The sequence below is a fragment of the Providencia sp. PROV269 genome (genome assembly GCF_028477785.1).
Taxonomy (GTDB): Bacteria; Pseudomonadota; Gammaproteobacteria; order Enterobacterales; family Enterobacteriaceae; genus Providencia; species Providencia rettgeri.
In genome coordinates this window covers 121,839-143,547 of sequence record NZ_JAMPLV010000007.1, presented here as the reverse complement: position 1 = coordinate 143,547, position 21,709 = coordinate 121,839, and the positions used below count along the sequence as shown (strand labels likewise).

At 44.3% G+C, this 21,709-nt stretch carries 23 protein-coding genes; 11 read left to right on the top strand and 12 right to left on the bottom strand.

Annotation, left to right across the window (positions count from 1 at the left end):
• Window positions 1-7: 7 nt before the first annotated feature.
• From PR683_RS12695 to ureG, 5 genes are read left to right on the top strand one after another with little or no spacing between them, the layout of a single operon-like run.
• On the top strand, window positions 8-331 hold the full coding sequence (locus PR683_RS12695) for an urease subunit beta (RefSeq protein ID WP_004908481.1): 324 nt from the start codon (window positions 8-10) through the stop codon (window positions 329-331).
• Window positions 332-333: 2 nt separating this feature from the next.
• Window positions 334-2,037 (top strand): urease subunit alpha, encoded by a 1,704-nt coding sequence (ureC, locus tag PR683_RS12690; RefSeq protein ID WP_117162539.1) that lies wholly within the window; start codon window positions 334-336, stop codon window positions 2,035-2,037.
• Between the two features lie 23 nt (window positions 2,038-2,060).
• Window positions 2,061-2,537, top strand: coding sequence for an urease accessory protein UreE (gene ureE, locus PR683_RS12685; RefSeq protein ID WP_109911748.1), 477 nt, complete (start codon window positions 2,061-2,063; stop codon window positions 2,535-2,537).
• Window positions 2,538-2,558: 21 nt separating this feature from the next.
• Window positions 2,559-3,224, top strand: a complete 666-nt coding sequence (locus PR683_RS12680; RefSeq protein ID WP_109911747.1) for an urease accessory protein UreF — start codon at window positions 2,559-2,561, stop codon at window positions 3,222-3,224.
• 10 nt (window positions 3,225-3,234) lie between these two features.
• Window positions 3,235-3,852, top strand: coding sequence for an urease accessory protein UreG (gene ureG, locus PR683_RS12675; protein ID WP_004908472.1), 618 nt, complete (start codon window positions 3,235-3,237; stop codon window positions 3,850-3,852).
• Window positions 3,853-3,896: 44 nt separating this feature from the next.
• Here ureG and hypE read toward each other — a convergent pair whose 3' ends face one another.
• The 12 genes from hypE to hypF form a co-directional block, all read right to left on the bottom strand.
• Entirely contained in the window at window positions 3,897-4,922 is a 1,026-nt protein-coding gene (gene hypE / locus PR683_RS12670) for a hydrogenase expression/formation protein HypE (protein WP_071524532.1), read from the bottom strand.
• Complete coding sequence (gene hypD, locus PR683_RS12665; RefSeq protein WP_004908463.1) at window positions 4,923-6,035, bottom strand: hydrogenase formation protein HypD; 1,113 nt, start codon at window positions 6,033-6,035, stop codon at window positions 4,923-4,925.
• Window positions 6,019-6,315 carry a hydrogenase maturation factor HybG gene (gene hybG / locus PR683_RS12660; protein ID WP_004908461.1) on the bottom strand — a complete coding sequence of 99 codons (297 nt, stop codon included), beginning with the start codon at window positions 6,313-6,315 and terminating at the stop codon, window positions 6,019-6,021. Before hybG ends, hypD begins: the two co-directional genes overlap by 17 nt.
• Window positions 6,306-7,346, bottom strand: coding sequence for a hydrogenase nickel incorporation protein HypB (hypB, locus tag PR683_RS12655; RefSeq protein ID WP_272581807.1), 1,041 nt, complete (start codon window positions 7,344-7,346; stop codon window positions 6,306-6,308). The genes hybG and hypB overlap by 10 nt, the downstream gene beginning before the upstream one ends.
• Window positions 7,347-7,436: 90 nt before the next feature.
• Window positions 7,437-7,778, bottom strand: coding sequence for a hydrogenase maturation nickel metallochaperone HypA (gene hypA / locus PR683_RS12650; protein ID WP_004908455.1), 342 nt, complete (start codon window positions 7,776-7,778; stop codon window positions 7,437-7,439).
• Window positions 7,771-8,262 carry a hydrogenase-2 assembly chaperone gene (hybE, locus tag PR683_RS12645; protein WP_004908451.1) on the bottom strand — a complete coding sequence of 164 codons (492 nt, stop codon included), beginning with the start codon at window positions 8,260-8,262 and terminating at the stop codon, window positions 7,771-7,773. The genes hypA and hybE overlap by 8 nt, the downstream gene beginning before the upstream one ends.
• Window positions 8,252-8,749, bottom strand: a complete 498-nt coding sequence (locus PR683_RS12640; RefSeq protein WP_004908450.1) for a HyaD/HybD family hydrogenase maturation endopeptidase — start codon at window positions 8,747-8,749, stop codon at window positions 8,252-8,254. Before PR683_RS12640 ends, hybE begins: the two co-directional genes overlap by 11 nt.
• Window positions 8,749-10,452, bottom strand: a complete 1,704-nt coding sequence (hybC, locus tag PR683_RS12635) for a hydrogenase 2 large subunit (protein ID WP_109911743.1) — start codon at window positions 10,450-10,452, stop codon at window positions 8,749-8,751. Before hybC ends, PR683_RS12640 begins: the two co-directional genes overlap by 1 nt.
• The gene (gene hybB, locus PR683_RS12630; RefSeq protein WP_109911742.1) at window positions 10,449-11,636 is read right to left on the bottom strand and encodes a Ni/Fe-hydrogenase cytochrome b subunit; all 1,188 of its coding nucleotides are present in this window, start codon (window positions 11,634-11,636) and stop codon (window positions 10,449-10,451) included. The genes hybC and hybB overlap by 4 nt, the downstream gene beginning before the upstream one ends.
• The gene (hybA, locus tag PR683_RS12625) at window positions 11,620-12,606 is read right to left on the bottom strand and encodes a hydrogenase 2 operon protein HybA (RefSeq protein WP_110731714.1); all 987 of its coding nucleotides are present in this window, start codon (window positions 12,604-12,606) and stop codon (window positions 11,620-11,622) included. The genes hybB and hybA overlap by 17 nt, the downstream gene beginning before the upstream one ends.
• Window positions 12,607-12,608: 2 nt before the next feature.
• Window positions 12,609-13,727 carry a hydrogenase 2 small subunit gene (gene hybO / locus PR683_RS12620; RefSeq protein ID WP_004908437.1) on the bottom strand — a complete coding sequence of 373 codons (1,119 nt, stop codon included), beginning with the start codon at window positions 13,725-13,727 and terminating at the stop codon, window positions 12,609-12,611.
• 592 nt (window positions 13,728-14,319) lie between these two features.
• Window positions 14,320-16,614 (bottom strand): carbamoyltransferase HypF, encoded by a 2,295-nt coding sequence (gene hypF / locus PR683_RS12615; RefSeq protein ID WP_228367221.1) that lies wholly within the window; start codon window positions 16,612-16,614, stop codon window positions 14,320-14,322.
• A 485-nt stretch (window positions 16,615-17,099) separates the two neighbouring features.
• On the opposite strand from hypF, the gene PR683_RS12610 reads away from it, so the two are divergent.
• From PR683_RS12610 to PR683_RS12585, 6 genes are all read left to right on the top strand, one after another.
• Complete coding sequence (locus tag PR683_RS12610) at window positions 17,100-18,029, top strand: MBL fold metallo-hydrolase (RefSeq protein WP_164529127.1); 930 nt, start codon at window positions 17,100-17,102, stop codon at window positions 18,027-18,029.
• Window positions 18,030-18,383: 354 nt separating this feature from the next.
• Window positions 18,384-18,698 carry a nitrite reductase small subunit NirD gene (gene nirD / locus PR683_RS12605; RefSeq protein WP_004908430.1) on the top strand — a complete coding sequence of 105 codons (315 nt, stop codon included), beginning with the start codon at window positions 18,384-18,386 and terminating at the stop codon, window positions 18,696-18,698.
• A gap of 2 nt (window positions 18,699-18,700) precedes the next feature.
• Window positions 18,701-19,009 (top strand): recombinase-like helix-turn-helix domain-containing protein, encoded by a 309-nt coding sequence (locus tag PR683_RS12600; protein ID WP_004908428.1) that lies wholly within the window; start codon window positions 18,701-18,703, stop codon window positions 19,007-19,009.
• A gap of 57 nt (window positions 19,010-19,066) precedes the next feature.
• Complete coding sequence (locus PR683_RS12595; RefSeq protein WP_004908426.1) at window positions 19,067-20,107, top strand: aromatic ring-hydroxylating oxygenase subunit alpha; 1,041 nt, start codon at window positions 19,067-19,069, stop codon at window positions 20,105-20,107.
• The gene (locus tag PR683_RS12590; RefSeq protein WP_272578766.1) at window positions 20,100-20,855 is read left to right on the top strand and encodes an SDR family oxidoreductase; all 756 of its coding nucleotides are present in this window, start codon (window positions 20,100-20,102) and stop codon (window positions 20,853-20,855) included. The genes PR683_RS12595 and PR683_RS12590 overlap by 8 nt, the downstream gene beginning before the upstream one ends.
• 33 nt (window positions 20,856-20,888) lie before the next feature.
• Window positions 20,889-21,665: an IclR family transcriptional regulator gene (locus PR683_RS12585; protein WP_004908423.1), complete on the top strand. Its 777-nt coding sequence runs from the start codon at window positions 20,889-20,891 to the stop codon at window positions 21,663-21,665.
• Window positions 21,666-21,709: the final 44 nt, after the last annotated feature.

The window sequence follows — 21,709 nt, the reverse complement described above, 5'->3', positions numbered from 1 at the left end:
TAACAACATGATCCCCGGTGAAATTAAAGTCAACCACGCTTTAGGCGATATCGAACTCAATGCAGGTCGAGAAACCCAAACAATACAAGTTGCCAACCATGGTGACCGCCCGATTCAAATTGGCTCTCACTATCATTTTTATGAAGTCAACGACGCCCTAAAATTTGAGCGCGTAGGCACACTGGGTTTTCGTTTGAATATCCCAGCGGGTATGGCGGTGCGTTTTGAACCTGGACAAAGTCGTACTGTTGAGCTCGTCGCTTTTAGTGGCAAACGAGAAATTTATGGTTTCCATGGCAAAGTCATGGGCAAGTTAGAGAGTGAGAATTAATAATGAAAACAATCTCTCGTCAAGCGTATGCGGATATGTTTGGTCCCACAACCGGTGACCGCTTGCGCTTAGCTGATACAGAATTATTTCTAGAGATCGAAAAAGATTTCACCACCTATGGTGAAGAGGTCAAATTTGGTGGCGGTAAAGTTATTCGTGACGGCATGGGTCAAAGCCAAGTCACCAGTGACCAGTGTGTCGATGTGTTAATCACTAATGCCATTATTTTAGACCACTGGGGCATTGTTAAAGCGGATATCGGAATTAAAAACGGCCGTATTGCGGGGATTGGTAAAGCAGGCAACCCCGATGTTCAACCCAATGTTGATATCGTTATCGGCCCCGGCACAGAAGTGGTTGCTGGTGAAGGTAAAATTATCACCGCGGGTGGCGTTGATACTCACATTCATTTTATTTGCCCACAACAGGCAGAAGAAGGTCTGGTTTCCGGTGTTACCACCTTTATAGGCGGTGGAACTGGCCCTGTGGCGGGTACTAATGCCACGACCGTCACCCCCGGTATTTGGAATATGTACCGCATGTTAGAAGCCGTTGATGAACTGCCGATCAACGTCGGGCTATTTGGTAAAGGCTGTGTCAGTCAGCCCGAAGCGATTCGCGAACAGATCGAAGCGGGCGCAATAGGCTTAAAAATTCACGAAGACTGGGGCGCTACCCCAATGGCTATTCACAACTGCTTGAATGTGGCCGATGAAATGGATGTGCAAGTGGCTATCCATTCAGATACGCTAAATGAAGGTGGTTTTTATGAAGAAACCGTGAAAGCTATTGCAGGGCGAGTGATCCACGTATTCCATACTGAAGGTGCTGGCGGTGGCCATGCCCCTGACGTCATCAAATCCGTTGGGGAACCGAATATTCTGCCAGCGTCGACCAATCCAACGATGCCATACACCATCAATACCGTTGATGAGCACTTGGATATGCTAATGGTTTGCCACCACTTAGACCCATCGATTCCAGAAGATGTGGCTTTTGCTGAGTCTCGAATTCGCCGTGAAACCATTGCTGCGGAGGATATTTTGCACGATATGGGTGCAATTTCTGTGATGTCTTCAGACTCACAAGCCATGGGACGCGTTGGCGAAGTGATTACTCGTACTTGGCAATGCGCTCATAAAATGAAATTACAGCGTGGGACGTTAGAAGGCGACACTCTCGATAGCGACAATAACCGTATCAAACGCTATGTGGCGAAATATACCATTAACCCCGCTATCGCCCACGGTATCGCCCATGAAGTCGGTTCGGTAGAAATCGGCAAATTAGCTGATATCGTGTTATGGGACCCTGCATTTTTTGGTATCAAACCCGCCCTTATCATGAAAGGGGGAATGGTCGCCTATGCGCCAATGGGCGATATTAACGCGGCAATCCCGACGCCACAGCCAGTACATTACCGCCCGATGTTTGGGGCGTTAGGTAAAGCAAAATACCATACCTCGATGATTTTTATGTCAAAAGCCGGTATTGAAGCAGGTGTTCCTGAAAAATTAGGCCTACAGAGCAAAATTGGCCGGGTTGAAGGCTGTCGAAACATTAGCAAAACCTCAATGGTTCACAACAGTTATGTGCCGCACATCGAACTTGACCCACAAACTTATATTGTCAAAGCCGATGGCATCCCACTAGTGTGTGAACCAGCGACTGAGTTACCGATGGCACAACGTTACTTTTTATTCTGACCCCTAATTAAAAGAGCCTGAGAATGAAAAAATTTATTAAAGTGGTTGCTCCACAACCGCATTCACCAACCGCGTTAACCCTGTGCTTAACCATGGATGAGCGCACCAAAAGCCGTTTAAAAGTCACTTTAAGCGATGGGCAAGAAGCGGGGCTATTTTTGCCGCGCGGAACCATCCTGAAGGAAGGCGATGTTTTATCCACTGAAGACGGCGAGTTAGTCACCATCGAAGCCGCGAAAGAGCAAGTTTCTACGGTTTACAGTGATGACGCTCTGTTGCTTGCTCGCGTTTGCTATCACTTAGGTAACCGCCATGTTCCATTGCAAATTGAAGCGGGCTGGTGCCGTTATTTTCATGACCATGTGCTAGATGATATGGCCCGTGGATTAGGCGCTACCGTCAGTGTTGGTTTAGAAAAATACCAACCAGAACCAGGGGCCTATGGCGGCTCATCAGGTGGTCATCACCACCATCACGGCCACGATGATCACCACCACTAATCGGGTTCAGGGAGTTTGCCTATGTTAGCAGATCTACGCTTATACCAGTTAGTTAGCCCTTCTTTACCTGTTGGGTCATTTACCTATTCACAAGGCCTAGAATGGGCGATTGAAAAAGGCTGGGTAACGACACCTGATACCCTTGCTGGCTGGCTAACCGCACAAATGACCCATGCGATTGCGACATTGGAACTCCCTGTTTTACGGCAAATTCATACTTCCCTTTCCCTTGGTGATATTGAAGCGGTGAAATATTGGTGTGAATTTATGATTGCCAGCCGTGAAACCAAAGAATTGCGTCAAGAAGAACGGCAACGAGGAATTGCTTTTGCCCGACTACTTCCTCAGCTAGGTATTGAACTGGATGCTAACCTGCAAACCTGCGTGAAACAAACCCAGCTAATGGCTTTCGCTCTCGCCGCAGTAAATTGGCAGATTGACGTTGAAAAATTGTGCACCGCGTATGCATGGGGTTGGCTAGAAAACACGGTGATGTCCGGTGTTAAGCTTATCCCTTTAGGGCAAAGCGCAGGGCAAAATATTTTATTTACCCTTGCTGAGCGCATACCCGAAGTGGTTACGCAATCGGCAATCTGGCCAATAGACGATATTGGCAGTTTTACACCTGCACAAATTATTGCCAGTAGTCGGCATGAAACCCAATACACACGACTTTTTCGTTCATGAGAAAAATGCTATGCAAGAATATAATCAACCCTTAAGAATTGGTGTCGGTGGGCCAGTCGGCTCAGGAAAAACCGCATTATTAGAAGTGTTATGTAAAGCCATGCGCGACACTTACCAAATTGCCGTTGTCACTAATGATATTTACACCCAAGAAGATGCCAAAATTTTAACCCGTGCCGAAGCATTAGATGCAGATCGCATTATTGGTGTTGAAACTGGTGGCTGCCCTCATACCGCTATTCGTGAAGATGCATCAATGAATTTAGCGGCAGTTGAAGAGTTAGCCATGCGCCATAAAAACCTTGATATCGTGTTTGTGGAAAGCGGCGGTGATAACCTCAGCGCGACATTTAGCCCAGAGCTGGCAGACTTAACTATTTATGTTATCGATGTTGCAGAAGGCGAAAAAATCCCACGTAAAGGCGGCCCGGGGATCACCCATTCCGATTTATTGGTGATTAACAAAATTGACCTTGCCCCCTATGTCGGCGCCTCATTAGAAGTGATGGAAGCCGATACCGCAAGAATGCGCCCAGTAAAGCCCTATGTGTTTACTAACTTAAAGAAAAAAGTCGGCTTAGAAACCATTATCGAGTTTATTATCGATAAAGGTATGTTAAGACGTTAATAGATTTGAACGCCCTATAGGTTTTATCTATAGGGCATTTTCAATTAACAAATACGGGGTAAAGGCTCACTGTGGGGTAAATCTAATAACCTTGATGTACCGAAGATCCCAACCAATTTGACTTGTTTTTGCTCAGTCACACAACCAATCGTGGCTGCATCTTTCCCTAATGGGTGTTGGTGTAGTGCAGCAATCACCGCACTTTCCGCTTCAGGTTTCACCACAATCACTAATTTGCCTTCATTCGCAAAGTTTAACGGCTCTAAGCCCAATAGCTCACACACCCCCCTAACCACAGAAGAGACAGGTAAATCGCCTTCATTAACAGCAATTCCACAGCCGCTAGCTTGGGCAAATTCATGTAGGATTGCCGTTACACCACCACGAGTTGCGTCTCGTAATGCCCGAACGCCGTCAATTTCACGTAGCGGTGCTATCAATGGCGTTAATACTGCACAATCACTGCAAAGCTCCGCTTCTAACCCAAGTTGTTCGCGTAGGTTTAAGATAGTGGCGCCATGGTCACCCAACGTACCACTAACAATCACTTTATCCCCCGCTTGAATATGCTGAGCTCCCCACTGGATATTGCTCGGGATCACACCAATACCGGCCGTATTGATAAAAATTTTGTCTGCCGCCCCGCGCTGCACGACTTTGGTATCGCCGGTCACAATATCCACACCCGCAGCCGCTGCCGTTGCCGCCATGGATTCCACAATTGAGGTAAGTTCAGAAAGTGGAAAGCCTTCTTCCAAAATAAAACCGCAAGAAAGGTATTTGGGAATAGCACCACTGACTGCGACGTCATTCACTGTGCCGCAAACGGCTAGTTTACCAATATTGCCCCCGGGAAAGAAAATCGGGTCGACGACATAGCTATCAGTACTGAATGCCAAACGGTCGCCTAATACGGTCATTTCCGCCAGTGCTAGCCGAGCTTGGTCTTCCCGCTCATTCAACGCTTGGTTAGCAAATGCCTGCAAGAACAGTTGTTCAATTAATTGCTGCATCGCCTGCCCACCACTTCCGTGAGCCATCGTCACTACATTGTTAGCATTACGACTCATTTATGCCTCCCGACGATATTGATAATAAGCTGCACAGGCACCTTCAGAAGAAACCATTAATGCACCAAAAGCAGTTTGTGGCGTACAACGACGCCCAAATAACGTACATTCGCTGGGCTTACAGCGCCCTGTTAAAACCTCACCACAGCGCGCTTGCGGGTCATCCGCCACTTTATGGGGCTGTACCTGAAAACGCCTCTCGGCATCAAAAAATTGATAAGCTTGGGTTAATTGAACCCCTGAACCTGCAATTTCCCCCAATCCGCGCCACTCACTGGTTTGTTTGAGTTCAAAAACTTCCTCTAGCGCCTTAAGTGCTAACAGGTTGCCTTCATTAGCCACAATGCGTTTATATTGGTTTTCTACCTCACAACGGCCATCGGCGATTTGGTCAATTAACATGGCTAATGACTGCAAAATATCTAGGGGTTCAAACCCTGTGACAACCAAAGGCTTATGGAAGTCTTCGGTAATAAACTGGTAGGGATGCGCGCCAATCACCATGCTCACGTGCCCTGGCGCTAAAAAACCGTCAATACGCACATCCGGTTGTTCAAGTAAGCTACGCAAGGTGGGAATAATCGTAATATGCTGGCAGAACACACTAAAATTGGCTAGTTGGCGGCGTTTTGCTTGCTGCAAGGTGATTGCGGTGCTCGGCATGGTGGTTTCAAAGCCTAAGCCAAAGAAAACCACTTGGCGATGGGGATGCTGCTCTGCTAATGCCAAAGCATCTAGCGGTGAATAAACGATGCGGACATCCGCCCCATTACGCTTGGCGTCAAGTAAAGAGCCCTTTTCGCCCGGCACTCGCATTGCATCACCATAAGTACAAAAGATAACCTCTGGGTGCTGTGCAATTTCAATACAGCCATCAATTCGTCCCATTGGTAAAACGCACACAGGGCAACCTGGCCCATGAACAAATTCAATTTCAGCGGGTAATAACTGGTCAATACCAAACTTAAAAATCGCGTGGGTATGGCCTCCACAGACTTCCATGAGCTGCAATGGACGTCGTTTCGCTTGAGGTATTTCATTCACCCGTTGATGAATATGCGCCAATAGCGCTTTTGCAAGAACAGGGTCGCGAAATTCATCGACGTACTGCATCTGTTGCTCCTGCATTTAAACCGCTAAAATCACCAACTTCATGGTCTAATTGACTCATCGCGGTTAAGGCATCCAAGGTAGATTGTGCTTCTTCTTCATTGATGATACTCATGGCAAACCCGACGTGCACCAATACCCATTGGCCTAATAAATCAGTGGTTTCGCCTTCACAAATTAGGCCAATATTAACATCGCGTTTTACACCACAAACATCCACTTGAGCGAGTTGGTGAATATCTTCACCAACTGCAACTATCTTGCCCGGAATACCTAAGCACATAGCTGTGTCTCCAACCATGCCAGCCATGCATCCATCCCTTCGCCACGTGTCGCAGACACTTGAATAACTTGGATATTGGGGTTCACCTGTTTGGCATTGGCAATACACGCATCGACATCAAAATTCAGGTATGGCAATAAATCAATTTTATTCAATAACATAATATCTGCTGCCGCAAACATATGTGGATATTTGAGAGGTTTATCTTCCCCTTCCGTGACCGACAGCACCGCCACTTTATGGCGCTCCCCTAAGTCAAAACTGGCAGGGCACACGAGGTTCCCAACATTTTCGATAAATAACAGGCTGTTATCTGCTAAATCTAAACGTGCCGTTGCATCGTGTACCATTTGTGCATCTAAGTGACAGCCTTTTCCTGTATTCACTTGAATCGCAGGCACACCCGTTTCGCGGATCCGTTGTGCATCATTAGTGGTTTGTTGGTCACCTTCAATCACTGCACAATTGATTTTGTCACGTAGTCTTAATAAGGTTTCTGTGAGTAAGGTCGTTTTACCAGAACCTGGGCTAGAAACGAGGTTCAATACCAAAATATTTTTCTGGTTAAAATCCTCGCGGTTATGTTCTGCCAGATGGTTATTTTTATCTAATACATCCATCTCAATTTGTAGCATGCGCTTTTGGCTGATCCCCGGTGCATGGGTACCCGCTTCACCGTGACCATAATCAAGGTCATGGTGTTCCCCAGCTGGTTTAAAACTCGCCTCTGCCGTTTGATAAATATGTTTATGCTTATGTTTGTGTTTATGCTTTTTAGATTTATTTTCAGCAGGTGCGGGTTCATATTGGTGATAATGGTTATGCACATCACCTTGATGATAGTAATGGTGATGAATAATCACTGTTTGCCCGTGAGATTCATGATCATGGTGGTGGTCATGATGGTCGTGATCGTGGTGGTGGTCGTGACCATGATTCTGGTCATGGTCGTGATGATGATCGTGACCGTGATGATGGTCATCCCCCTCAATTTTTCGCTCTCCCGATGCACATCCACAAGTACTACACATAAGTTTCACTCCCAACCGCTAAATTGTTAAATTAGATTAATACATAATCTATTGAGCCTGGTTGATACACCTCAAAGTCAGTTCCAAAAGCTATTCCACTTCCAACTCTTTGATGCGCAAACTCTCTCCACTCTCAACTTTCAGGTTCAGCCCCTGACAGCGTGGACAAACCGATTGGTGGCTGTCTACCTCCACCGTTTCACTGCAATCCCAACACCATGCTTGTGCGGGCGAGTAAATGATGTGGAGCTGGCAGCCTTCTGCAACCGTACCACGGCAAACGACATCAAAGCTGAAGCGAAATGCACTCTCTTCAACACAAGAGAGCGCACCAATTTCAAGCCAAACACCAGTGACTCGGCTAACTGCATTTTTTTTCGCCTGCTGTTCAATAATTTCTATCGTACTTTGGCATAACGAAATCTCATGCATCCTGCCCCCTTAAGTGACGGGTAAACAATGCCCTGCGTTCAGGTGCTTGAGGAATATTTGGGTCACTCACTGGGAGCGATAGCAATATTCGCTGGCAATCATCCACTAGGTGAATACCTTGTTCCGGTGTCATTTTCTTTTCTAATGGTGACATTAATGAGCAAGCAACATATTGAGTTAAACCGTCTAATTCACCCACGGTATACGTCATTTCACCATAGGGAAGAATTAACCCAACCTTGTCACCGACCACGCGGTGAGGCCAATATTGTTCAGGCCCCGGTAGAATAATCGCACTGAGCATCCATGGCGTGATCACCACGCCCACCCATTGCCCGTCAAACAGTGAGAATTCACTGGCATGCACTGGCATCGTTGGATGCAAAAATGACAAATCATGCATTGATTGTTCAGCAACGCGCGTAAATGCGGCCTCCACCAGAGGCCGAGGGTTAGTGTCATAACCTAAGATTTCATCCGGCATGCAAACTCTCTTCTTTTGCTATGATTTCCAAGCCTTCGCTTCGCAAAACCTCAATGACCTTTTGTAAAGCAGGCTCTAAAGCGGCCTGCCCAGTTGCTGTCAAACCAATATGCGGTTCGAGGGATTCAGGCACGACACCCACTAATGTTAGCTTCTGTGGGAATTCATCGGTTAAATGCAAAGCCGATAGCACATCTGATAAACCGAGTTGATGCGGGGAGATTTTACGCGTAAATAACGCAGGAACTTCGTCATCGCGCAAGACTAAAATCGAGCCAGCCTGCTGGCTCGATAACACGACGTCAGCAATAATTAAATGGTCTCTATCCGCCATTGGGCCAATTAGCTCCATTCCTGCCGTTCCGCCATCAAGTACTTCTACGCATTCAGGTAGATGATAGCGCTGTTCTAAAGCCTCAACGATGCGTACCCCAATACCTTCATCGCTGAGCAGTATATTGCCAACACCTAAGACTAAAATACGCATTACAGCACCTTAACCTTAGTGACTTCGCCACCTTCAGGGTCAACAATGTGCACCGCACAAGACATACAAGGGTCAAATGAGTGAATGGTTCGCACCACCTCAAGGGGTTTAGATGGGTCAGCAACGGGAGTTCCTACCAATGCTTGCTCATAAGGGCCCGGCTCATCATTGAAATTACGAGGGCCGGAGTTCCAAGTAGAAGGTACTACCGCTTGGTAATTTTCAATTTTACCGTCTTTGATAACCACCCAGTGGGATAACAAACCTCGAGGTACTTCACCAAAACCAACACCTTTAATAGTGACATTTTCTGGGAAAATTGGTTTTACAAAGGTGGTGTGATCCCCTTTTGCGATGTTGTCCACCAGCGCTTGCCATTGAATTGACAAGGTTTCATTCAATACACAGCAACGAACACTACGTCCGATAATCCGCCCCAATGTTGAATGCAGTTGATCCACACTAATACTGTTACCTGTCAATGTTTGATACAGGTTTACCACATCATTAAAGTGTTTTTCTGTCGGTTCATGTTTTGCCGCTAGTTTGCACAGTAAGTCTGCTAATGGCCCCACTTCGACGGTTTTATCATAGAAAGTCGGTGCTTTTACCCATGAATATTTACCGTCATCATCCCAACCGGTGTAATCTGGGTTCGTGGTACCTTCCCACGGTGCTTGAGGTTCATTTTCTTTGTACCATGCATGTTTGCTACTTTCTTTGATACCGTTGATCAAATACTCGTCTGTATGGCTAGTAATGGGGCGATAAGTACTAAAATCGCTGTTTTCAAGATAACCGCCCGGTAATAGGAAGCTCCCGTTTTTACCATCCATTGGCATTTCAGGCATGCACATGTAATGTTTCGCGCCTTGACCGACTTCGAGCCATTCAGGGTAGCCCGCGGCAATCACTGCTGCGTCAATCTTATACACTTGCTCAATAAAATCCCCTAAACGGTCAATAAAGGATTTCACATACATCAAACGTTCAAGGTTCAGAACCCCGACACCATCAAGGTTAATAGGGTTTGCCACACCACCAACTGCAAGGTTTTGAATATGCGGTGTTTTCCCGCCTAATAACGCCACAATACGGTTAGCATCTCGCTGACATTCAAGGGCTTGTAAATAGTGGGCCACGGCAATTAAGTTTACCTCAGGCGACAGCTTCATCGCTGGGTGCCCCCAATACCCATTAGCAAAAATACCCAATTGCCCACTGGCAACCAGTTTTTTAATTTTGTCTTGAACTCGTGTGAACTCTTCTGGGCTATTCAGTGGCCACGTCGAAACGCCTCTTAGGATTTCGGCCGCTTTATTGGGGTCTGCATTCAGCGCAGAGGTGATATCCACCCAATCTAACGCAGATAATTGATAGAAATGAACAATATGGTCTTGAATGGTATGCGCGGCTAGAATCATATTACGGATATACTGCGCATTAACAGGGACATCAATATTTAAGGCACTTTCAATGGTGCGTACCGATACAATACCGTGCACTGTAGTACAAACCCCACAGATACGCTGCATAATCATCCAAGCATCACGGGGGTCTTTCCCTTTGACTATCTCTTCCATACCGCGCCACATCGTGCCTGAAGCCCAAGCCTTGGTGACTTTTCCATCTTCAATTTCACAATCAATGCGTAAGTGACCTTCGATACGAGTGACTGGGTCTATTGTTATACGTTGGCTCATGCTTTACCTCGGGCCTCTGAATGGCTCATCGTTGTTTTTTTCAATGCTGGAATAACAGGTAATAAGCGGATCAATAAGATATAAGCGCATACCTCTATTGCCACGAAACCTATTGAAATTAAAAGTTCTTCTGTTGTTGGGAAGTAGTCGTATCCGCCTCCGGGGTTGAATGCAACGAGGGAATAGCTCATCCGCCACATGGCAGCGCCAATCAACATGCTTAAACCGCTTGCATATAACCACCGTGAATCATTTCTTAGTGATGGCATGCGGAAAATAATCAATGGGAAAACCATTAATGCGGTTTCTATCCAGAACATCATGGCGTAGAAATCGGTATTGAAGATATGGTGCAATTTATCTCGATAAATCAGCTCCCCAAAACGACAGACCAAAAACAGTACTAACAGTACCTGCAAGATACGAGTGATACGAACAAACAGTGGTCGTTCATCTGCGCCCTGCCCACGTAATGCGGCTTGGAGTAATGACCCTTCAAAAATGACAATCGAAAAGCCCATAATGAATGCGGTTAGTAATGAGAGTAATGGCAGCATTTCATAACTTTGCCAAATAGGATGAACTTTATACCCTGCCGAAATCATCAATGAACCCATTGATGATTGGTGCATCATCGGCAATAACGCTCCTAGCGCAATAATGAAAAACATCACTTTATTTAAGCGTTTTAACGAAACTTTCCAACCAAAACGTTCACACAGTGCGGGGGCAAATTCCAATGCCATCACACCAATATAAATCGTCATACAAACCGCAGTTTCAAACAGCACCGAATTGGTGTTAAAGAAACCAGGAATGTAAAAGTAAGGCAAGTTCCAGTAGCGACCTACGTCAATGGTGATGGACAACCCACCGAGAGAGTAACCAAACAAACTGGCTAATAGTGCGGGACGCACTAACGGATGATATTCACCGCGGTTAAATACATATACTGCCCAAGCCAGCGCCCAACCACCACAAGCAAAACCGGTTCCAATCAGTAAGTCAAAAGCAATCCAAATTCCCCAAGGATAGCCACCATTTAGGTCAGAAACTGAACCTAGGCCGAAGACTAAACGTTTAACTATCAAGATGACACAAATCAGCACTAAGGGCCCAAATACCATGATTGGCCAACTGACTAAACGCCCGCCTAGCGGCTGTTCTTTATGATGCGTCGTCATTTGAGTCATCTCCTTCGTGTTTGTCATTCTTGGTATTGCGATACACCAAGAAACTCAACCCAGCCAACGCGGCCAATGGCAGTACCATGCCTTTATAAAGCGTGTGCTGCACATACTCAGAACGGGCTCCTGTGGACAACTGTTCTAACTCAGGCAGCCCAAGGTTTTGATAGGGTACACCTGAAAGAACAATAACTTGCGTGCCACCGCCTTCGAGCTCGCCATAAACATGAGCCTCATATTTCGGTACTTTAATGACATTCGGGTCATTGCTATGTAAGGTTTGTCGTGGGTAACCGTACTCATCACCCACTTTGAGTGTTAAGCGTTTTTTGGCTTCCGCGAGCAATTCTTCTCGCGTTCCGAAAATCACCGCGCCCGTTGGACAAACTTCAACACAACCGGGTAAGCCGCCTTTATCTAAACGTTCGACACCTTTTTGGTTACATAACTCGCATTTATGAATTGCGCCAAATTTGTCATCGTAGGCATATTTCGGAATATTAAAAGGACACGCCACCATGCAATAACGGCAGCCGGTACATACGCTGGCATCGTAATGAACAATGCCAGTTTTTGGGTCTTTCTTCAGGGCTTGAACAGGGCAAACCGACACACAGTTAGGGTCAACACAATGCATACATTGTTTTTTAATGTAGGCGTAACCGTCTTTTTCTTGGTCTTTATTAACGCCTGTTCCGCTACTCCAAACCTGAATAATATTGTTGGTATAAGGGGTTAGTTTGTCATTATTTGACCAAGTTTGTTCCCCGACCGGGTTACGTTCCGGATGGTTAATATCTTGGCATTTTGTCACGCATGCCTGACACCCAATACACAGGGTCGAGTCATATAGCATTCCCAAAGAATTGGGAATCGGCGGACGGTTTTCAGGCCCCGCCAAACTGGGTGAACTTCCCGCAAGTAATGCTCCCCCCGCGGAGAGTTTCAGAAAATTTCGTCTATTCACGGTTATTCTCCCCGTGAGTCAGTATCTTGTTGGCGTTTTTGACGGCCTAATTCACGTACCGCCATCACGCTGACGCCAGCCACTAACCCGACAACACCACCGATTAATCCCACAGCAGTAGATGAAATTTGGCCACCTTCACGATTATTGACATCCGGTTTATCCACCCGTGGTGTTGGGTTTTCCACGCTCGCCAACTGATGGATCGCTTTGTGAAAGCCTACATTTTCCTCATTACAGCCATAACAAGGGTGACCAATTGCCACAGGCCAGACACCGCCAACATCACAGAATTGTAATGTGGAACAGTTCCCGTAAGTTTCAGGCCCCTTACAGCCTAAATGGTATAAACACCAACCTTCACGATGACCATCATCACCGAACTCTTTTGCGAAGCGGCCCGCATCAAAATGAGGGCGACGCTCACAGTGTTCATGAATTAAACGACCGTACGCGAACATTGGACGATTTTTACTATCCAATTTTGGTGGGCGATTAAACGTAATTAAGTGCGCGACTGTCGCAAGGAAATTATGTGGATTAGGCGGGCAACCTGGAATATTGATAACTGTTTTATCTTTAATCACTTGGTTTAAACCCACAGCTCCTGTTGGGTTATCGCCTGCTGCAGCAACACCGCCCCACGAAGCGCAAGAACCAATCGCAATCACAGCTGCGGCGTGTTCAGCCACTTCACGAATATGCTCAACAATCGGCTTACCCGCTACCATGCAATAAATACCGTTATCTTTTAGTGGGATAGAACCATCGACAACTAAAACATATTTTCCTTTGTACTTTTCAATTGCGTTATGTTTGTTTTGCTCAACTTGCTCACCAAAGGCAGCAGACAACACCTCGTGGTATTCCAATGAAATGGTATCGAGAATTAAATTTTCTAACGTAGGATGAGTGGAACACAACAAAGATTCTGTACATCCCGTACACTCTTGGGCACCAATCCAAATGACCGGTGGCCGTGCTGGGTCACTAATAGATTCCGCTATTTGGGCTGCAGCCTTCCCGCTTAATCCCATTGTCGCGGCCAGTGCTGTACATAACTTCATAAAATCACGGCGGTTAATGCCATGCGAAGAAATAATAGAGTTATCTCCTATCATTCTTTTTTCCTATTATTATGGGTGGCTTAGAACCTATTCATTAGGCAATTTTTGTTTATTATCTTAAGGTTATAGATACCACAAAGCCCTGTGTACAAATGAGGCACACACCTTTGGCTTGTATTTTTCTATTTAAAAAGTTAACAAAACTAAGTCTAATGAAATAAATTCTTATTTAAGTAACCTGATGCATAAATATAAAATAAGATCCTATTCCTACCGCGTCCAAATCATTTGATCTTCATCAAGAGGCAATAAGAAATTTTAATTTTTTTATATATTTGCTAGAAAAATCGATTCAGTAAACCGTATTGAAAAAAGAAAAGAAATATAAATAAATGGATTTAATTTTCAATAATGCGTTATATATCACATCATTTAAAATATAAAATTCTTTTATTTTCATTGCTATATTGAAATTCATTATTGCAACTTAATTAATTAAGCGGAATGTGTGTATTAATAATAAACAATCCATTAATATAAACATGAACATGCTAAATAAGAATCAATATCAAAAAAAACAATATAATCCATTAAATATAATAAACTGCAAAGTTATAAGTGGATATACAATCTTATAAATATAATACTATTCATCAATAATAGATTCATGTTTCAATATTGCAGAAGCGATAGCTACCTGCCCAAGTGATAGCCCCCCATCGCCCATGGGAAATTGTTTTGCATATAACACATCGAACTCAGATAGATTATTCACTAATAGCTCTCGCAATAGTTGGTTATGAATCACACCACCTGACAAAACAATTTGCTTAGTACCATATTGGTTCGCTGATTTCCTTGCAAGCTCGGCAAAACCTTGCGCTAATGCCACATGAAATGCATGCGCCCGTTGTGGTTTAGGCGCATAGTACGTCATCCATTGTTGCCAAAATGTGTGTAAATCCAATTGTTGACCAACTAACGGCATAGTGACCGGATGCGTAGTCACAGGTGACTTCATTGCAACCGCCTCAAGTTGGCAAGCGGCTTCCCCTTCCCAACTGGTATGCGCCGTACATATACCTAACGCTGCAGCAACCGCATCAAAAAGCCGCCCAGTGGATGAAGCCATTGGGCTATTAATTCCTTTTTCAATTGCTTTTTGTAAGCCTTGCCAAGGAAATGACATTAAATAAGCGGCACTTTCTTGCTTTTGCCACTGGGGAACAAACTGTAAACAATGAGCAAGGAAATTACGCCATGGCTGGCGAGAAGCTAATTCCCCTCCCGGTAGTGCAACTGGAGGTAACCCCCCTAGATATTGACTGGACTTATAATCCACCAGTAAGCATTCACCTCCCCATAAGCGGTCGTCATCGCCATACCCCAACCCATCGAGAGCTAACCCAATAACTTTATTACTATTTAACGGTAAGCCATGCTCGGCCATTACCGCAGCAATATGCGCATGATGATGCTGCACTTTTAGTAATGGAATTTGTAATTGCTGTGATAACGCCTCCCCATAGCGCGTACTCACATAACTAGGATGCCTATCACTGACTATCGCTGCTGGCGTGAAACGATAAATAGATTCAAATAATGCAATCGCAGACTGATATTGTTCGAAAATATCCATGTCATCAAGATCGCCAAAATGTTGGCTCATTACCGCACTTTTGTCTCGCAATAAACAAAAGGTATTTTTAAGATCCGCCCCTAAGGCCAGTATTGATGGCGAATTTTCAAACCCTTCAGGTAAGTCAATGGCATCAGGAACATAGCCCCGCGCACGGCGGAGCATTTCCGCTTTCCCATCATGATAACGCACCAATGAGTCATCTGCACGTTGGACGATATCGCGATTATGAGTGAGGTAAAAGTCAGCGATATTGGCTAAATCTGCCAGCGCAGCTTGCTCACTCAACACAGGGGGCTTTCCAGATACATTTCCTGACGTCATCACTAATGGGCGATTAACTTGTGCCATTAATAGGTGTTGCAACGGATTAGACGGCAACATGACACCGACTTCCGCTAGGTTTGGCGCAATATATTGGCTTAATACATGATTTTTCCAATTTTTGATCAATACAATCGGGGCTGCTGGGCTTTTTAATAATGCACATAGCCCATCACTAGGCGGCATATTGTGCAACTCTAACCAATTCAGTGATGGGATCATTACCGCCAGTGGCTTAGTTGGGCGGCATTTACGAACGCGCAAAGCCTCTACCGTCTCATCATGACTCGCATCACAAGCAAGGTGAAAGCCCCCGATCCCTTTAATAGCAACAATTTTCCCTGCCAATAGCTGTTGAGCAGCCAAGAGTAATGCGTTCTCTTTATTTGCAATCGTTTTTCCTGATGAGTCGCATAATTTAATTTCAGGGCCACACACCGCGCACGCATTGGGTTGTGCATGAAATCGTCTATCTACTGGGGATTGATATTCCTCTAAACAATTAGGGCACAAGGGAAAATCAGCCATTGCGGTATTGGGTCTGTCATAAGGCATATGGCGAATTATCGTGAAACGCGGGCCGCAATGCGTGCAATTTATGAATGGGTAATGAAAGCGCCTATTTGATGGAGTGAAAAGCTCTTGTTGGCATGCATCGCAAGTGGCGGCATCAGGGATCACTTGGGTATCCATTTTGCCTTCACCACTACGGCGAATAGTAAATGCGTTGGGTAATTTATCCCATTGAAAAGATTGCGGTTCAATACTTTCTATATGGGCTAACGGTGGGCAGTTTTGGTACAATAACTGGGTAAATTCAGTGATATCCGAATCAATACATAAGCGCACTAGCACCCCTTCGCCATCATTACAGACATCACCTAATAGTTTGCATTGGTGGGCTAATTGCCAAACATAAGGGCGAAACCCGACCCCCTGAACTTTCCCTTTAATGCGTAACTGTATACCACTTTTCACTGAGATATCCTCTTACCACTGTAAGGATATTTTCGCGCTAAAACATAAAAAAAGCTTCACTTGAGATCAAGAAAAGTCGTGGAAGTACAATTGACCGATTCATTTTTCAAAAACCGATTCATTAATTAGCAATACAATAATGATTGCATTAAAAAATAGAGCCTATCATTTATTCATTAAGAATTCTAAACAGTCTTAAATATAAACTTAAAATCCAATTTAACTTGAATGCGTAAACAATATAACTTTCTCTATTAAATAATATTAGAATTATAGCTAATTTGATTAATTATTTTCAGAATTATTCTCTATAAATCAACATAAATAACCTTTCTAAATCATTCACCTAGTCCATAAGAACGATAGTATCCCGTCATACATAAACGTAGACTCATTCACATATTAACAATATAGCAACATCTTGGGATAAATGAATATTATTCATAAAAAAACTCAATCTATTAATAATATAAAGAGGTGATACTTTGAAATTAAAACAACTTTTCGTTTCTCTTTCTATCGGTGCTGCGCTATTTGGTGCTAGCCATCTAGCTAGTGCAGATGAAATTATTACGCTTGGAACAAAAGGCGGTCCTTCCTTATTAAATGAAAAACGTTTGCCGCAATCTACAGCATTTATCAAGAACGATAAAATATACCTATTTGATGCGGGATACGGAGCAAGTTTGCGATTAGTTCAATCAAAAGCCCCATTAAAAAACCTTGATTCTATCTTTATTACCCACCTTCACAGTGACCATGTTGCCGATTACCCAGCCCTACTGTTAAATGCCTGGAACAGTGGTTTAAACCATAATATCGCTGTTTATGGCCCTGTTGGAACGGAAAGTATGACAAAAGGTGTTTGGGATACATTTAGTCGCGATATTGATTTACGCGTTAAAGATGAAGGTAAACCTGATTTGCGCCAAATGGTTACAGCAAAAGATATTCAAGAAGGGTCTGTACTCAAGAATGATGATGTCGAAATTAGTGCCTTATTTGTTCCACACCCACCTTTTAACTCAGACGAAGCCCTCGCTTATAAAATACAATCTGGCGGAAAAACTATCGTTATTACTGGTGATATGATTGATAATAGCCAAATCATTGAATTTGCTAAAGATGCTGACTATTTAATCAGTGAAGTCGTCTTAGTTTCTGGGGTGGAAAATTTAGCAAATCGTATCGGCAACGGTTCAACGCTGGCAAAAGCGATTATTTCCCACCATACGACCGCAGAAGATGTCGGCAAAATAGCCCAACAAGCCAATGTAAAACACCTTGTACTTACCCACTTAGTTCCTGCAGATGACCCATCCATTACCGACGATGTGTGGATTAATGAAGTGAGAAAACAATACTCAGGTCCAGTAACGGTCAGTAAGGACTTACAACGTTTTGAGGTGAAATAGTTTATTTGAATATATCATCAATAGGATATTGCATGTAATCTCTTAATATCCTATTGATATTAACTTATATACTGAGCCTATTATCCTATAGCTTATTTTTCACTTTTCTCCATAACTCATCCCCCCAAACACCGTAAATGAGTAGTCCTATTTGAATAAATCTTTCACAAGTTTCTCATATGAAACCAAACTCCATCATAACCTCGACACGCCCCACATTTTGAAACGAATATTTTACATATAGCCAACATTTGATTGACTAATAATCATCCATACAATTAATCTGGTTTTAAATAAAAAACAATGTTTCACCTATGAAACAAAATGTTACAGCACATTCAAAAGGAGAAAACCATGAGCTGGGTTGCAGTCTGCGATATCTCACAAGTTCAAGAAGAATTTCCTTTTTCCGCCAAAGTTGATAATGCCGAAATTGGGATCTTCTTAGTTGAAGACCAATATTATGCCTTAGAAGATGTTTGCCCACATGCCTACGCTCTGTTAAGCCAAGGTTTTGTTGAAGATGGCAAAGTGGAATGCCCATTACATGAAGCCGTTTTTGATATTAAAACAGGTAAATGTTTACGCGAACCCGGTGGGCGAGATCTCAAAACCTACCAAACACGCGTTCACGACAACCAAATCGAAATCAGTTTGATTGAGGAGTAGAAATGGAACCCATTCAAAATTTTAACCCGTATTTGCCGGCGAATAACCAAATCATCCCAGCGCGAGAAGGCGGTAAAGGCAGTATTCAGGCACCAGGAAGTGCACCGAATATCGTTTGGCAAACACGTTCACGTCTCCCAGATGAATATGAAAATAAACTTATTTTTGCACTGGAAACGCTATTCGCCGCAGGCACTGAATCACTTGAAGAATTAGTTAGCGCATTAAATCAACAACAATTATATGACCGACAAGGGCACCCTTGGTCTACCAGCAGTTTCCGCGAATTTCTTCTTGTCAATGGTTACTAATACATTGTCATAAAAAGAAAATAAAACAAAAACACTTTTGATAAACGGAAGCAAATGATGACAACGAATACACAACTTCAAAACTATCAAGATTACCTCGATGTCGGATTACGAGGGCAATGGTACCCCGTATTATCCAGTTGGGAAGTGAGCAGCGACCCCATCGGTATTACCCGTTTAGAAGAACAAATTGTCCTTTGGCGTGATGATAAAGGCCAAATTCACGCACTAGAAGACAGATGCCCACACCGCGGAGCCCGTTTATCAATGGGTTGGAACCTAGGTGAACGTATTGCCTGTTGGTACCACGGCGTCGAAGTCGGTGGTGATGGCGTCGTTAAAGATGTTCCAGCGGTCAGTCAATGCCCTCTTGAAGGTCAAAAATGTTTAAAAACCTATCCCGTTCAAGAAATTCATGGCGCTATCTTCCTCTATTTTGCGGTAGTTGACGGTGAAACACCTCCAGCCCTTGAGTTTCCTGAAGAGTTAGCTGATGACGAAAACCATAGCAATTTCCTCTGCACTGCATCGTGGAAATGCAATTACCAATATGCATTAGAAAACGTGATGGACCCAATGCATGGCACCTATCTCCATTCATCATCACACTCAATGGCAGAAGGTGATAAACAATCAGAAATGATCCTAGAAGCAACAAAAAATGGGTTTATTTTCCGTAAAAATGACCAAATTGGTGTCAACTTCGACTGGGTGGAATTTGCGAGTACAGGAGCAAATTGGCTACGTTTATCTATCCCATATCAAAAACGCTTCGGCCCTGGCGGGCACTTTTGGATTATCGGCATGGTCGTACCTGAAGACCGTCATCACACTCGAGTTTTCTTTTGGCGTATTCGCAAAGTGAAAGACTGGCAACGTGATTTATGGCGCTTTATGTACCGCAACCGCCTAGAAGGGCTACATTGGGATGTCCTAGAACAAGATCGCATTATTTTGGAAAACCTCACACCAAATGCACGGGATAAAGAGTTTCTTTATCAACACGATGTGGGGTTATCTCGCCTACGCCGCATTATGCAACGTGAAGCGAAGAAACAGTTTGACTTAATAAACAATAAGGAAACTGAAAATGCATGATGTCTTGTCAGGAAAACGCATCGTAATCACAGGCGCTGCAAGAGGGCTTGGCTTTAGCTTTGCACAAGCCGCTGCAGAGCAAGGCGCTCAAGTTATCTTGTGTGACATCCTCGAACAGCGATTACAAGAAAGTGTCGAGTCCTTACAACAACAAGGTTTTGAAGCCCAAGGTGTTTCTCTCGACTTAGCAGATCCTGACTCAATCACTCATGCATTCGACAGTATTGGCCAACAAGGTGCAATTGATGGGCTGATTAATAATGCGGCTCTGGCAACAGGAGTGGGTGGAAAACTGCTCGATGAATATGACTTGGCGCTATGGGATAAGGTTATGTCCGTCAATATCAGAGGAACGTGGCTAGTCACCAAAGCTGCTCTTCCTTTTTTAAAGCAGAGCTCCCGCGGGAAAATTATCAATATTGCTTCTGACACCGCACTTTGGGGAGCTCCCAAGCTGATGGCCTATGTCGCCAGTAAAGGGGCTATCATCAGTATGACACGCTCAATGGCACGTGAACTCGGAGTTCACCGTATTTGCGTCAACGCGATTGCTCCGGGACTCACAAAAGTCGAAGCGACCCAATACGTCCCAGCCGAGCGCCACCAGCTATATGAAAATGGCAGAGCATTACAAGGGGAGCAGATGCCCGAAGACGTTACAGGAACCGCTTTGTACTTGCTTTCGCCTATGGCTGATTTTGTTACAGGACAGCTAATCCCAGTTAATGGTGGCTTTATTTTTAACTAATTTCGCCATTTTGTCGGTAAAGAGGTGAGGACCATGAATTCAACATGTAAATATCTGGTACCCGGTTTGGAAAAAGGGCTACAGCTTCTTTTGCTACTTGCAGAACAGCACCGTGAGCTCACATTTGCCGAGATCCTTCGCTTAGTCGATATGCCCAAAGCAACGGCTTACCGTGCGATCCAAACCTTAGTGCACTTGGATTTCCTCGTCCAACACCCGCGTACTGGGGCATTTTCATTAGGCCGCAAAGTACTCAGCCTTGGTCTTGGCTATATTGCATCGCTCGATTTAACCCAGTTAGGCCAGCCCATTATCGAGCAACTCAGAGACCGAAGCCAATGTAACAGCCATTTAGTCATTCGAGATGGCCGAGACATTATTTACATCGCCAGAGTCAGTGGCGCAGAATCAAAAATTAACCATGTTAGCGTAGGCACGCGTTTATTAGCCCATCGAACCTCACTCGGTCGTATGCTACTCAGTGGGTTAACTCGCGCTGAATTCGATGCACTTTACCCAGACGATGAGCTACCCGACAACGCAGGCAGCAAGCAGGAATTTTGGCAAATGATCCAAGCTGACAAACTGCGAGGCTATGTGATTGGTGAATCATTTTATCGTCGAGGAATTTCATCCATTGTTTACCCTGTTTATAACCAAGCGAATGGCGTAGAAGCGGTGATTAGCATCATGGTGCCAATGAATAGCATCCCTGCACAAGAGTGCCGGCGATTACAAAATGAAGTGAGCTATGCAGCCCAAAAACTCACTGAATTTATAGGTGGCATGAGCCAAGCAAAAGCCGTTTAGCGTTAACCGAATATCATCCACACATTTTTAGGTTTATTGCCATA

Bases quoted from the DNA above. Each gene is read 5' to 3' on its own strand.
- PR683_RS12595 (WP_004908426.1), top strand. From the start codon at position 19,067: ATGACAACGAATACACAACTTCAAAACTATCAAGATTACCTCGATGTC.
- hybE (WP_004908451.1), bottom strand. From the start codon at position 8,262: ATGCCGGATGAAATCTTAGGTTATGACACTAACCCTCGGCCTCTGGTG.
- nirD (WP_004908430.1), top strand. From the start codon at position 18,384: ATGAGCTGGGTTGCAGTCTGCGATATCTCACAAGTTCAAGAAGAATTT.
- ureE (WP_109911748.1), top strand. From the start codon at position 2,061: ATGAAAAAATTTATTAAAGTGGTTGCTCCACAACCGCATTCACCAACC.
- hybO (WP_004908437.1), bottom strand. From the start codon at position 13,727: ATGATAGGAGATAACTCTATTATTTCTTCGCATGGCATTAACCGCCGT.
- hybB (WP_109911742.1), bottom strand. From the start codon at position 11,636: ATGACGACGCATCATAAAGAACAGCCGCTAGGCGGGCGTTTAGTCAGT.
- hypE (WP_071524532.1), bottom strand. From the start codon at position 4,922: ATGAGTCGTAATGCTAACAATGTAGTGACGATGGCTCACGGAAGTGGT.
- PR683_RS12695 (WP_004908481.1), top strand. From the start codon at position 8: ATGATCCCCGGTGAAATTAAAGTCAACCACGCTTTAGGCGATATCGAA.
- hybC (WP_109911743.1), bottom strand. From the start codon at position 10,452: ATGAGCCAACGTATAACAATAGACCCAGTCACTCGTATCGAAGGTCAC.
- PR683_RS12585 (WP_004908423.1), top strand. From the start codon at position 20,889: ATGAATTCAACATGTAAATATCTGGTACCCGGTTTGGAAAAAGGGCTA.
- PR683_RS12680 (WP_109911747.1), top strand. From the start codon at position 2,559: ATGTTAGCAGATCTACGCTTATACCAGTTAGTTAGCCCTTCTTTACCT.
- hypD (WP_004908463.1), bottom strand. From the start codon at position 6,035: ATGCAGTACGTCGATGAATTTCGCGACCCTGTTCTTGCAAAAGCGCTA.
- hybG (WP_004908461.1), bottom strand. From the start codon at position 6,315: ATGTGCTTAGGTATTCCGGGCAAGATAGTTGCAGTTGGTGAAGATATT.
- PR683_RS12600 (WP_004908428.1), top strand. From the start codon at position 18,701: ATGGAACCCATTCAAAATTTTAACCCGTATTTGCCGGCGAATAACCAA.
- hypB (WP_272581807.1), bottom strand. From the start codon at position 7,346: ATGTGTAGTACTTGTGGATGTGCATCGGGAGAGCGAAAAATTGAGGGG.
- hypA (WP_004908455.1), bottom strand. From the start codon at position 7,778: ATGCATGAGATTTCGTTATGCCAAAGTACGATAGAAATTATTGAACAG.
- PR683_RS12590 (WP_272578766.1), top strand. From the start codon at position 20,100: ATGCATGATGTCTTGTCAGGAAAACGCATCGTAATCACAGGCGCTGCA.
- PR683_RS12640 (WP_004908450.1), bottom strand. From the start codon at position 8,749: ATGCGTATTTTAGTCTTAGGTGTTGGCAATATACTGCTCAGCGATGAA.
- ureC (WP_117162539.1), top strand. From the start codon at position 334: ATGAAAACAATCTCTCGTCAAGCGTATGCGGATATGTTTGGTCCCACA.
- ureG (WP_004908472.1), top strand. From the start codon at position 3,235: ATGCAAGAATATAATCAACCCTTAAGAATTGGTGTCGGTGGGCCAGTC.